This window comes from Streptomyces cellostaticus (genome assembly GCF_023630175.1).
GTDB classification, from domain to species: domain Bacteria; phylum Actinomycetota; class Actinomycetes; order Streptomycetales; family Streptomycetaceae; genus Streptomyces; species Streptomyces cellostaticus_A.
On record NZ_JALLIN010000083.1, the window covers coordinates 1 to 12,062 of the forward strand.

Sequence of the window (12,062 nt, forward strand, 5' to 3'; positions counted from 1 at the left end):
CGCGGCTGGGCACGGTGAAGAAGCGGTACGACCCGGACCGCTTCTTCTCCTACGCGCAGGGGCTCTAGCTGGTCCTCTCCTCCCGCGCACCGGGGCTGCGCCCCGTCGCCCCGGCCGTGGCTCGCCCCCGGCCGCGGGACCCCGCGACCGGGCGTGCCGTTTCCCCACGCCCCTTGCCGGGCACCCGGACCGCCGGGCCCGGGGCACGCACCCCGCGAACGGGTGGACGAGCGAGCCTCTCCCCGGCCGGGGTCAGCGGCGGCTACGCCGCGAGATCCCGTTCCTCGGCCGTCAACTCGCTGCGGGAACCGGGCAGCAGGGCACTTCCCCGCTCTCCCGCGGAACGGCTCCGTACCAGCCACCCCGCCCTCGGCGACCGCTCGACGGCCTTCATCAGCGGCGTCAGCAGCGCCATGGCCGGCGGCGACAGCAGCAGTGCGACCGCCGTGCCCAGCGCGAATCCGCCGACGACGTCCGTCGGGTAGTGCACGCCCATGTAGATCCGGCAGAACCCCTCGAGCAGCGCCACCCCGATGCCGGCCAGGCCGAAGCGGCGGTTGGCCACGAACAGTCCGACGCCCAGTGCCATCGTGATCGTCGCGTGGTCGCTGACGAAGGAGAAGTCCGTCTTCCCGGAGACGAGGACGTCCAGCCCCCGGTGGTCCACGAAGGGCCGCGGCCGCTCGACGAAGCCCCGTATCGGCACGTTCACCAGGACCGCGACGCCGGCCGCCAGCGGGGCCCAGACCAGCGCCGCGACGGAGGAGGCCGCCTCCTCGTCGCCGCGCCGCCGCACGGACCACCAGCACCCCAGCACGAGCAGCACCATGGCCACCAGCAGCCCGTACTCGCCCACGAACTCCATGATCCGGTCGAACCAGTGCGGCGCGTCCTTGGCCAGGCCATTGATGTCGTACAGCAGGTCGACGTCGGGGTTCGATCCGGATTCGGCGAGTACAGCCATGGTGCTGTGGCCCCTTCGTCGTAGTCCCGGACGCACCTCGTGTGCGTCGCTCCGGCTCCCCGTGGTTCGTAGATCCGCATCCGCTGCACTGACGTCCGCTCGGCTACGTCAACAGGAACGCACGGCCCCCGTCAATACGTTCCACTCTCCACCGAATGATCACTGAGACGTTATCGAAGAGAGACTCATCTCCGCAGCTCAGGGGGCAGGTTCACGCTCGGTTCACACGTTGGTGGGGAGCGCTTTTGCGCCATCCTCGGTCACGCGGGTGGCACCGAAGTAGTCAGGCGTGTCGACGGGGTCGAACCGGATCACGGCCCCCGTCCTCGGCGCGTCGATCATGTATCCGCCGCCGACGTACACACCCACGTGCCGGATGGCCCGCGAGTCGGTGAGGTCGTCGGAGAAGAAGACCAGGTCGCCGGGCATCAGCTCGCCCCGAGCGGGGTGCGGACCGGCGTTGTACTGGTCGTTGGCGACCCGGGGCAGGGTGATGCCGACCTTCTCGTACGCGGCCTGGGTCAGACCCGAGCAGTCGAAGCGTCCTCCCTGGCCGGCGGTGCCGGTGCCGCCCCAGAGGTAGGGCGTGCCGAGCTTGCTCTGGGCGAACGCGATGGCGCCCGCCGCCTGCCGGCTCGGGTCGAGCCGGGTGACCGGCGCCGCGAAGCTCTCCTCCAGGCTGCGGATCCGCTTGACGTAGTTCCGCGTCTCGGCGATGGCCGGCACCCCGCCCGAACTGATGACGCGGTAGGCGCCCGCGTTGTAGGCGGCGAGCATGTTGTCGGAGACGTCCCCGGGAACGTCCCTGACGTACTTGGCGAGTTCGCAGTCGTACGACGCGGCCGACGGAATCGCGTCACTCGGGTCCCAGATGTCCCGCCGGCCGTCGCCGTTGCCGTCGATGCCGTGGGTCGCCCAGGTGCTCGGGATGAACTGGGCGATGCCGCGCGCGTCCGCCGGGCTGACGACGGTCGGGTTCCACCCGCTCTCCTGGTAGAGCTGGGCGGCGAGCAGCGCCGGGCTCAGCGCGGGGCACAGGTTGCCCCACTGCTGCACGAGTTGCCGGTAGGCGGCCGGTACGGCGCCCTTGGCGAGCCCCCGGCTGCCCGCGGCGTTGTTGACGAGGTTTCCGGCGACCACGTACACCCCGACGACCAGCAGCATGACGAAGCCCATGCCGAGCCCGACCGCCGCACCACCGAGCACCCATACCTTCCGCACGGTCCAACTCTCCCCCATGCCGGACCGGTTCCGGTCCTCATCGGAGCGAAGTGGCGCCATTTCACAGCGGAACGGCGAGAACGACCGCCGGACGCAACGGCTGACCCGCCCTCAGGAGACCGCCGTGGCCCTGCGGTACAGCGCCGACGCCTGCCCGCGCAGCACCGCGCTGTACGAGACGTCGGCCGTGCTCCCGCCCCTCTCGTACCCGCCGAGCACCCCGACGACCCGACCGTCGCGATCGGTCCAGGGGCTGCCACTGGTGCCGCCCGGGAAGTCCGGGCAGTCGACGCGCTGCTGGGTACGGCCCTGCCGGACCGGCCAGTTGGTGCAGCTGACGGGCACCTCGCGGGAGTCGGGGTAGCCGGTGAGCGTCACGGCGGTGGCACCGGTGACGACCCCGGCCCGGAGCCGGCCGGCCCCGACCACGTCCTCGACCCTCCTGCCGTCCAGCGCTTCCAGGTGCGCGAGAGCGATGTCACTGTCCTCGTCCCGCGCCTTCGCCCATCCGTCCGGAACGAACGGCTTCCCCACCCTCCACACCCCGTACGGCGCCCTCCCGTCCCGGTATCCCGGCACGAACACCAGATCGCCGTCGGCCCCGTCCACGCAGTGCGCCGCGGTGACGATCAGATCGCGCTGCGGGCTGTGCACGACCGAGGCGGTGCAGAAATGCCCGCCGGCCGGTCCGCCGGCCCGGTCGGCCGCGAACAGCGCGCCCACGCGCGCGGTGCGCGCCGTCCGCGCGGCCACGACGGTGACCCCGAGCGGCGCGGGCCCGGCGTCGGCGGCCGCGACGGAGGCGGAGGTCAGCGCGAGCAGCACCACGGCACCGAGGAGAGCGGGCCGCGAGGTGAACCGGGCACGGACGGTTCGGGAGATGCGCTTCATCAGGCCCCCACTCTCCGCCACGCGCCGGGAGAACCGCCCCGGCCACACCGGAACCCGCCCCGCGAGACCCCCGGACGGGGGCCGCGCGACCGCATCCACCGTACTGTCACCCCGCCACCCCCGCCCCCCGGGCCGTCACACCGGGTGACCGTCTCCGCGCCCGAGACCGAGGGCGGCCGATCCGGCGTGAGAACATCGTGTCGACGCCTCACCCGACCAGCCGCCAGACCCCGTGCGGAGTCGTAGAAGGGGTCAACGACGGAACCACACGACAGGTTCCGCTCCGACTTCGTTGCCCGGCGTGACCTGCCGTGATACACAGAGTTACCGTACGGGTCATTCATGCGAAACCCGTCGGCCAATGACGTCAAGTCGACATACGACCGCGGCGTTGTCAGCGAGAATGGGCCTGACCTCTGCGCACCGCAGGGGGCTTGCGGAACTACCCACCAGGGGCGGTGACTTACATGCTCTTTGCGGCCGACAAGGGAGACATCAACACCATCATCGGCGGGATCGCTCCGGACTGGGGCCCCTTCGGCAGTCTGGGCAACGAGGCCAAGGTGATGATCGAGGTGGTCATGGCCGTGGCGATTCTGCTCTGCCTCGGCATCGCGGTCTGGGGAGCGGCCAAACAGCGGATCGGCGCGACGGCCCTGCGGGACACCTTCAGCGCGGAACAGGGCAAGGGCCTCATCATCGCGGGCCTCACCGGGGTGTTCATCATCGGCTCCCTCGGCACGCTGTTCACGATCGTGTACGGCATGGCGGTCTGACGCCCCCTCCACCGCCGGGCCGGCCCGGTCGTCCCCTCCACCCCACCCACCCGTCGTGCCCACCGGCTGAGGTTGCGTTTCCCTGATGTCGAGTCATCACACCGCGTCCGCGCGGGAACCAGCACGGCTACCGTCGTATGTCCACGACGTGGAGGGGGCCTACCCGGCATGAGTCCCGGAGACGAGCAGGGTTACACCGAGACGGGCCAGACCCGTACCCGCCTGCCCGGCGGCGACCCCTACGGCGGCGCGCCCCGCAGAACGGGCCGCTCCTCCTCCCGGGGCCTGGTCACGGTCGTCGGCGTGGTGGTCCTCCTCATCGCGGCGATCGCCTTCGCGAACCGGGGAGACGGTTCCGCCGCGGACGGCTCCGCCGACAAGGCGATCCGGCCGAAGGCCGCGTCCACGGCGGCGAGCGGCACGAAGCCGGTCGACACCAGGTCCGCCGACATCCCCTCGGGCTTCGCCCACACGGAGCAGGGCGCGCAGAGCGCTGCCGCGAACTACGCGGTGGCGCTGGGGTCGGCGGAGATGTTCAACAAGACCGAGCGCGACTCCGTCCTCCAGGCCATCATGACCCCTTCCGCGGTGAGGAGTTCGAAGGCCGCGATGGACAAGGCGTACACACCCGACTTCAGTCAGAGTCTCGGCCTGTACGCGGACGGCACGGCACCGAAGGGCTACACGTTCGTCTCGCGTACGAGCCCGATCGGGACGAAGGCGACCGAGGCGACCAGTGACGCCGCCACGGTCGAGGTCTGGTGCAGCGGGCTCCTCGGCCTCGCGGGCGACAAATCCACCAACCCGGTCACCAACAGCTGGTTCACCATCACCATGAAACTCGAGTGGACCGCCGGGGACTGGAAGATCATCGCGCACTCGCAGCAGGAGGGTCCGGCGCCCGTTCCCGGCGACGACAAGGCCTCCAGCTCGGAAGACATCTCGAAGGCCGTCGACGAGTACGGAGGGTTCACCTATGCCCGCTAGCCGCCGCGTACTCACCCTGGCCGCCGCCGTCACGGCCATGCAGACGACAGCGGTCCTCCTGGCGACCCATGCCTTCGCCGCGCCCTCGCCGTCGCCCTCGCCGACGAAGAGCGACGACGCCTGCGACCTGATCCACGGCGCCGCCAAACAGTACTGCGAGAAGGACAGCGGCGGCTCGAAGAAGGGGCTCACCACCCCCGACAACCCCCTCACCTCCACCCTCGACCCCCTCTCCTCCCTCGGCAAGGGCTGCGCGGACGCCGCGTCCTGGACCATCGGCAAGCTCAGTGACGCCGTGAAGGAGACCGCGAACGTCGACTTCACGAACCCCAAGTTCCTCCAGCAGTACGCCGTCGTCTTCGCCGCCTCGACGATCCTCACCCTGCTGCTCTGGCTGCTCGCCGTCGCCAAGCGCGCGGTCCGCGGCGTACCGCTGACCACCGCCATCTCCGAGGCCGTCGGCTTCCTGTGGCTGACGGTGCTCGCCTCCGCCTTCACCCCGCTGATCCTCTACACCGTCGTCTCCGCGGCCGACGGTGTCACGGACGTCCTCGCCAAGGCGACCGGCGACCAGACCGACACGTTCTTCGGCACCTTCTCCGGCGCCCTGGACAAGGGCGACGGCATCGGCGGCGGCCCGATCATGCTGATCGTCGTCTCCCTGGTCAGCATCCTCGCCGCCGGCGTGCTCTGGCTGGAGCTGGTCATCCGCGCCGCCCTGCTCTACGTCGGCGCCCTGCTCGGCACCGTCGTCTACGCCGGCCTGGTCGACAAGAACCTGTGGGGCCACGTACGGCGCTGGGCGGGCATCATGATCGCCGTCATCCTGGTCAAGCCCGTCATCGTCATCGTGCTCGGCCTGGCCGGCGCACTGGCCGGCGACAACGGCCCGGACGCCTTCTCCGCCGTCGTCTCCGGGCTCGCCATCATCCTGCTCGCCATCTTCGCCAGCGCGATGATCTACCGCTTCGTCCCCGGCTTCGGTGACGAGATCGCCGGCTCTCGCAGCAACCGCATCATGCAGGGCGCCGAGGGCAAGGCCGCCGCGGTGATCAGTTCCCCGGCCACCCTCGTCGCCCAGGGCATCAAGACGCACAGCACCCGCGCCGACAACAACGGCTCCGGCGGCGGCTCCACCGGCGCCCGCCCCGCCAACCCCGCCTCCGGCGGAGTCGCCGCGCACAGCGGACGCACCGGACAGGGCGGCGGCGGAGCGGTCCCCTCCGCCGCGCCCGCGCCCCGTGCCTCCAGCCCGGTCAACACCCCGCACGCCGCAAACACCCGCAACAGCAGCAACAGTTCAGGAGGTGACGGGCGTTGACGACCGAGTCCCACATGTCCCATCCGGTCACGCCCCGCCGTACGTATCTGATCGGCCGCGCCCGGCCGAACGCGATCATCGGCCGGAACCGCGAGTCCGGCGAGATCGCGCTGATCGTCGCCGGTGCGTTCCTCGGCATGATGTGCGGCCTCCTCGTCCCCGTACTGTCCCTGCGGATCGTGCTGCTGACGGGCTTCCCGATGCTCGCGCTCGCCGCCGTCTACGTGCCCTACAAGCGCCGCACCTTCTACAAGTGGTTCGAGATCAACCGCTCGTACAAGCGCACCGTCAAGCGTGGCACCACCTACCGCTCCGGTGCGGTCGAGGCCGGCACCCGGCTGGACGGGCGGGAGGTCGAGGTCGGACCGCCGCCCGGCATCGGGCGGATCACCTGGCTGGCCGCGCCGTTCGGGCCCGACGAGATCGCCGTGCTGCTGCACGCCGACCGCAAGACCGTCACCGCCGCCATCGAGATCGAGGGCCCCGGCGTCGGTCTGCGCGACTCCGAGGACCAGGAGGCCCTCGTCGACCGCTTCGGCACACTGCTCAAGCACGTCGCCAACGGCGACGGCTTCGTCACCCGGCTGCAGATGCTCGCCCGGACCCTGCCCGCCGACCCCGACGCCCACGCCAAGGACGTCACCCTGCGCGGCGACGACAAGGCGCCCGACTGGCTGTCCCGGTCCTACGACCAGCTCCAGTCCATGGTGTCCACCAGCAGCGAGCAGCACCGCGCCTACCTCGTCGCCTGCATGCACTACGGCCGCGAACTGGCCGCCGAGGCACACGCCATGGCCAAGGCCGTCCGCGCGCACGGCGGCAAGGTCGACCGGGACTCCGGACTCGCCGTCGTCATGGCCCGCGAGCTGACCGACATCTGCTCCCGGCTGCAGGAGGCCGACATCCGCGTCCGCCAGCCCCTCGGGCAGGGCAGACTCGCCTCCCTCATCCACTCCATGTACGACCCGGACCACCCCATCGACCACATCCAGGCGATGACCCAGCGCAACGCCTGGCCGGCCGAACTGGACGCCATGGAGCCCACCTACCTCCAGGCCAAGACCCGCGAGTCCGCCACCCGCGCCCCCTGGTGCCACGCCACCGCCTGGGTGAAGGAGTGGCCGATGACCCCCGTCGGCGTCAACTTCCTCGCGCCCCTGCTGGTGCACACCCCGGACGTCATCCGAACGGTCGCCGTGACGATGGATCTCGAGCCCACCGAGGTAGCCATCGAACGCATGCTGACCGAGAAGACCAACGACGAGGCCGAGGCCTCCCGCGCCGCCAAGATGAACCGCACCGTCGACCCGCGCGACATCGCCGCCCACAACCGCCTGGACCAGCGAGGAGAAGACCTCGCCAGCGGCGCGGCCGGCGTCAACCTGGTCGGCTACATCACCGTCTCCGCCCGGTCCCCGGAGGCCCTCAACCGCGACAAGCGGACCATAAGGGCCTCCGCGGGCAAGTCGTACCTGAAGCTGGAGTGGTGCGACCGCGAGCACCACCGGGCCTTCGTGAACACACTTCCCTTCGCCACCGGTATTCGAAGGTAGGGGCTGATGCGCTGATGCGGGACCCGCTGTCCGTTCTCACAGAAGCCTTCACGTCCTTCCTGTTCGGAAAGGTCGAGACGACCCGGCTGCCGGTGCGCACCTCCACGGGCCAGGCCCAGGCGGTCTACCTGCCCACCGCCGCGCCCGGCCTCGGCGACTCGGGCGTCATCATCGGCCGCGAGGTGTACTCCGGCAAGGGCTACATCTACGACCCCTTCCAGCTCTACGGCCAGCAGTTGCCGGCCCCCCACTGGCTGGTGCTCGGCGAGTCCGGCAACGGCAAGTCGGCCCTGGAGAAGACCTACGTCCTCAGGCAGCTCCGCTTCCGGGACCGCCAGGTCGTCGTCCTGGACGCCCAGGGCGAGGACGGCGTCGGCGAATGGAACCTGATCGCGGAGGAGCTGGGGATAACTCCCATCCGCCTGGACCCGACCGCGGCCCTGAACCACGGCATCCGGCTGAACCCCCTGGACCCCTCGATCACCACCACGGGCCAGCTCGCGCTGCTCCGGACCATCATCGAGGTGGCGATGGGCCACGGCCTGGACGAGCGCTCCGGCTTCGCCCTCAAGGTCGCCCACTCCTACGTCAACGAGTCCATCCTCGACCGCCAGCCGGTCCTCACCGACATCGTGGAGCAACTGCGGCACCCGGAACCGGAGTCCGCGGAGGCGATGAACGTCGCCGTAGAGGACGTGCGCGCATGGGGCCTGGACGTCGCCCTGGTCCTGGACCGGCTGGTCGACGGTGACCTGCGGGGCATGTTCGACGGCCCGACCACGGTCGGCATCGATCTGGACGCCCCGCTGATCGTGTTCGACCTGTCCCACATCGACCGCAACTCCATCGCCATGCCGATCCTGATGGCGATCGTCGGCGTGTGGCTGGAGCACACCTGGATCCGCCCCGACCGCAAGAAGCGCATCTTCCTGGTGGAAGAGGCCTGGCACATCATCAACAGCCCGTTCGTGGCACAGCTCTTCCAGCGGCTGCTGAAGTTCGGGCGCCGGCTCGGCCTGTCCTTCGTGGCGGTCGTCCACCACCTGTCCGACGTGGTGGACGGCGCGGCGGCGAAGGAGGCGGCGGCGATCCTGAAGATGGCGTCGACCAGGACCGTCTACGCCCAGAAGGCCGACGAGGCGAGAGCCACGGGCCGGGTCCTCGGCCTGCCGCGCTGGGCGGTCGAGATCATCCCCTCCCTCACCCCGGGCATCGCGGTCTGGGATGTCAACGGCAACGTCCAGGTGGTCAAACACCTCATCACGGAGACCGAACGTCCGCTGGTCTTCACCGACCGCGCGATGACCGAGTCCGCCAGCGACCGGGCGGCCGACGACGCCCTGCGCGCCGCCGAGCTGGAGGCCGAGCAGCGGGCGGCGGCCTTCGTGGAGCAGCACCTGGGCGACTCGGAATCGACGGTGGCGTAGGGGAGGCGGGAGTGAGACCGGACGAGCGCCGTGACACCCATCGGGAGGGCCGGGGCGGAATCCCCGACGGGCTGCTGATCGGCATACTCGCCTTCCTCCTCGGCATGACCCTGCTGGTGTGGACGGCCACCGGTCTGGCGGCCCTGTTCACCCACGGCGCCTGGCCGGACGGCGTGACGTTCACCCGCACGGCCCTGGCCATGCGCCACCTCGTCGGCGAGCCGCACGACCTGCCCGGCGCCTGGCCGGACACCCCCGCCGCCCAGCTCTCCGGCTGGGGCCTGTTCTGGGGCCTGTTCATCGGCCAGCTCATGATCCTGCTCGTCCTCACCCTGTTCGTGATGGGCACGGTGGCCAAATGGCGGGCCGGGAAGGCGCGGCGCGCCGTCACGCGGGGGACGGCACCCGCTCCCGCCGCTCCCGCCCCGCCCGCGGTGCCTGCCGTGTCCACGGTGCCGACGGTGCCCGCCGTCGTTCCGGTGCCCGAGGCGCTGCGAGAGCAGCGGCACGAGGTCCCGGTTCCGCGCGCGGAGCCCGCTCCACAGCCTGTGGAAGACCTCGTGGGCGGCGGCGCTCCCCAGGCCGGCCCGGAGGCGCCCGGCGCCGCGGGCGGGGTGTGCTTCGGCGCCGCCCCGGCCAGGCACAGCACCGCGGTCCAGGCCGTCCAGGACGCACCGGGCCCGACCCTGGTGGTCACCTCGAACCCCGCCCTCTGGGCGGAGACCAAGGACGCCAGAACCAAACTGGGCCCCGTCCACCTCTACGACCCCACCCATCTCTGCGACACCCCGGCCCGGCTCCACTGGTCCCCCACCAGTGGCTGCGAGGACAGGGAAACGGCGCTGAGCAGGGCCACCGGCCTCCTGTGCCCGGTCCGGCCCACCGCCCGGCTCGACCAGGCCGTGGCCGACACCGCGACCACGCTGCTGCGTAGCTGTCTGCACGCCGCCGCCCTGGAGTCCCGCACCGTCCGCCACGTCCACCGCTGGGCCCAGGGCATCCAGGTCCAGGACGCCGTGCGCATCCTGCGCACCCACGCCAAGGCCGCCCCGGGCGCCGCGGGCGAACTCGAGGCCTCCCTCACCGCGTATCCCGAACGGCGGGACATGGCACAGGAGCTGATCGGCAGGGCGTTGTCCGCCCTCTCCACGGTCAACATCCGCGAGGCCTGCACTCCAAACCGAACCGATGCCCTCGCCTTGGATTCCCTCGTGCACGAAGGGGGAACACTTTATGTGGTCGGTGAATCCATCGAGGACCCCAGAACCCATCCGGGAGCGATGCCCCTCCTGACGGCCCTCGTCTCCAGCGTGGTCGAGCACGGCCGGCGCATGGCCGAACGGTCATCCTCCGGTCGGCTCGACCCACCACTGACCCTGGTCCTGGACGACATCGCGGCCGTGGCCCCCATCCCCCAGCTCCCCGATCTGCTCGCCACCGGAGCCGACCAGGGGATGCCCACCCACGCGTTGCTCCGCTCCCGCGAACAGGCCAGGGCCCGCTGGCCGCACCAGGAGCTGCCTGCCTGAACGTCTTCCTGTCACCGGTCCGGGAACACCGTCCCGCGACCGGTCCCGGAGCACCGTTCCTCGACGGCGCCGTGACACCGCGGGCACGCGGCGACGGCATGCGTCCGCCCGCACCGGCAGGGCTGTGCCGCGCCGCGCGCCGACCGCCCGGCACCCGACCGGGCCGGAAGGGTGCCGCGGCGGGCCGGTCAGCGCGTCCGTACGAACTCCAGCTCGTTCTCGGCCTCGTCCTTCGAGAACGACACGACCAGCCCGCTCGGTCCGAAGCCCGCCTTGCGGTAGGCACCCTGGGCCCGCGTGTTGTCCGCGTGCACGAACAGCCGCACCCGCTCGGCCCGCTGCCGCCAGGCCCAGGCGACACCGGCGTCCAGCAGCATCCCGATCAGCCCGTTGGCCCGGTGCTCCGGCCGGACGAACACCCCGACCACGTGACCCTGACGCCGCTCGACCGGACACCCGGCCCAGTCCGTCGTCCCGGCCTGCTCGAGCAGCACGGTGACCGTACCGGCCCAGCTCCCGCCGGGGGTCTCGGCGATGAACTGCCGCGCCGTGCCGGACCCTTCGCCGGAACCGATCGCCCGTTCCCGGTAGAAGGAGTCCGGCCGGGCCAGGGCCTCGTCGTAGGTCTCGAGGAAGGCGATGTGCGCGACCGGGTCCCGCAGCGCGTCGAGCCGTAGCTGCTTCACGGCCTCCCACTCGTCGGGGCGTATGGCGCGGACGGCGTAGGCATCGGCATCGCCGGTCGGGGTGCTCATGCGGTCACGGTAGCCGCGCCCGTCACCGCCCTCACCCGATATAAGCGCGGCCCGCTGTCGGTGCCGGGCCCTACGGTGTCCCCATGACCACTCTTCCCGAACGACCCAACACGGCGCTGCTCGTCATCGACGTCCAGAACGGCGTGGTGGCCGGCGCCCACGACCGCGACGGCGTCATCGCCAACATCGACACCCTGATCGGCCGGGCCCGCGCGGCGGATGTCCCGGTGATCTGGGTGCAGCACTCCGACAAGCACTTGGAGGAGGGCAGCGAGAGCTGGGCCTACGTCCCCGAGCTGGTCCGCCGGGACACCGAGCCCCTGGTCGCCAAGGGCTATGCCGACTCCTTCGAGGAGACCCGTCTGGAGGAGGTGCTGGCGGAGCGGAAGGTGGGCCGGCTGCTCGTCGCAGGCGCCCAGACGGACGTGTGCATCCGCTCGACTCTGCACGGCGCGATCGTCCGGGGCTACGACGCGACGCTGGTCGCCGACGCCCACACCACGGAGGACCTGACCGAGTACGGCGCTCCCGCTCCGGAGCAGGTGATCGCCCACACCAACCTCTACTGGGCGGGGCACAGGGCGCCGGGCCGTCAGGGCGGCACGGTGAAGACGGCCGAGGTGGCCTTCTAGCGTTCT

At 71.2% G+C, this 12,062-nt stretch carries 12 protein-coding genes; 8 read left to right on the top strand and 4 right to left on the bottom strand.

The window, feature by feature from the left end:
• Positions 1–5: 5 nt before the first annotated feature.
• Entirely contained in the window at positions 6–68 is a 63-nt protein-coding gene (locus tag MXD57_RS32110) for a BBE domain-containing protein (RefSeq protein WP_374114764.1), read from the top strand.
• A 194-nt stretch (positions 69–262) separates the two neighbouring features.
• On the opposite strand, the gene MXD57_RS30605 is transcribed toward MXD57_RS32110, so the two are convergent.
• The 3 genes from MXD57_RS30605 to MXD57_RS30615 all read right to left on the bottom strand — a co-directional run bounded on the left by MXD57_RS30605 (position 263) and on the right by MXD57_RS30615 (position 3,076).
• Positions 263–964: a phosphatase PAP2 family protein gene (locus MXD57_RS30605; RefSeq protein ID WP_250405444.1), complete on the bottom strand. Its 702-nt coding sequence runs from the start codon at positions 962–964 to the stop codon at positions 263–265.
• 222 nt (positions 965–1,186) lie between these two features.
• Complete coding sequence (locus MXD57_RS30610; RefSeq protein ID WP_250405446.1) at positions 1,187–2,203, bottom strand: C40 family peptidase; 1,017 nt, start codon at positions 2,201–2,203, stop codon at positions 1,187–1,189.
• A 93-nt stretch (positions 2,204–2,296) separates the two neighbouring features.
• The gene (locus MXD57_RS30615) at positions 2,297–3,076 is read right to left on the bottom strand and encodes a trypsin-like serine peptidase (protein WP_250405447.1); all 780 of its coding nucleotides are present in this window, start codon (positions 3,074–3,076) and stop codon (positions 2,297–2,299) included.
• A gap of 467 nt (positions 3,077–3,543) precedes the next feature.
• On the opposite strand from MXD57_RS30615, the gene MXD57_RS30620 reads away from it, so the two are divergent.
• The 6 genes from MXD57_RS30620 (at position 3,544) to MXD57_RS30645 (ending at position 10,669) form a co-directional block, all read left to right on the top strand.
• Positions 3,544–3,852: a hypothetical protein gene (locus MXD57_RS30620; RefSeq protein ID WP_014673544.1), complete on the top strand. Its 309-nt coding sequence runs from the start codon at positions 3,544–3,546 to the stop codon at positions 3,850–3,852.
• A gap of 168 nt (positions 3,853–4,020) precedes the next feature.
• Positions 4,021–4,839: a hypothetical protein gene (locus MXD57_RS30625; RefSeq protein WP_250405448.1), complete on the top strand. Its 819-nt coding sequence runs from the start codon at positions 4,021–4,023 to the stop codon at positions 4,837–4,839.
• Positions 4,829–6,160, top strand: coding sequence for a hypothetical protein (locus MXD57_RS30630; RefSeq protein WP_250405450.1), 1,332 nt, complete (start codon positions 4,829–4,831; stop codon positions 6,158–6,160). Before MXD57_RS30625 ends, MXD57_RS30630 begins: the two co-directional genes overlap by 11 nt.
• A gap of 14 nt (positions 6,161–6,174) precedes the next feature.
• On the top strand, positions 6,175–7,713 hold the full coding sequence (locus MXD57_RS30635) for an SCO6880 family protein (protein ID WP_374114765.1): 1,539 nt from the start codon (positions 6,175–6,177) through the stop codon (positions 7,711–7,713).
• A gap of 14 nt (positions 7,714–7,727) precedes the next feature.
• Complete coding sequence (locus tag MXD57_RS30640) at positions 7,728–9,140, top strand: ATP-binding protein (protein ID WP_250405452.1); 1,413 nt, start codon at positions 7,728–7,730, stop codon at positions 9,138–9,140.
• A gap of 11 nt (positions 9,141–9,151) precedes the next feature.
• Positions 9,152–10,669: a type IV secretory system conjugative DNA transfer family protein gene (locus MXD57_RS30645; RefSeq protein WP_250405454.1), complete on the top strand. Its 1,518-nt coding sequence runs from the start codon at positions 9,152–9,154 to the stop codon at positions 10,667–10,669.
• Between the two features lie 188 nt (positions 10,670–10,857).
• Here the strand turns inward: MXD57_RS30645 and MXD57_RS30650 are convergent, their stop codons facing one another.
• The gene (locus MXD57_RS30650) at positions 10,858–11,424 is read right to left on the bottom strand and encodes a GNAT family N-acetyltransferase (RefSeq protein WP_250405456.1); all 567 of its coding nucleotides are present in this window, start codon (positions 11,422–11,424) and stop codon (positions 10,858–10,860) included.
• Between the two features lie 83 nt (positions 11,425–11,507).
• Here MXD57_RS30650 and MXD57_RS30655 point away from each other — a divergent pair, with 83 nt between their 5' ends.
• On the top strand, positions 11,508–12,056 hold the full coding sequence (locus MXD57_RS30655; protein ID WP_250405458.1) for a cysteine hydrolase family protein: 549 nt from the start codon (positions 11,508–11,510) through the stop codon (positions 12,054–12,056).
• Positions 12,057–12,062 lie beyond the last annotated feature (6 nt).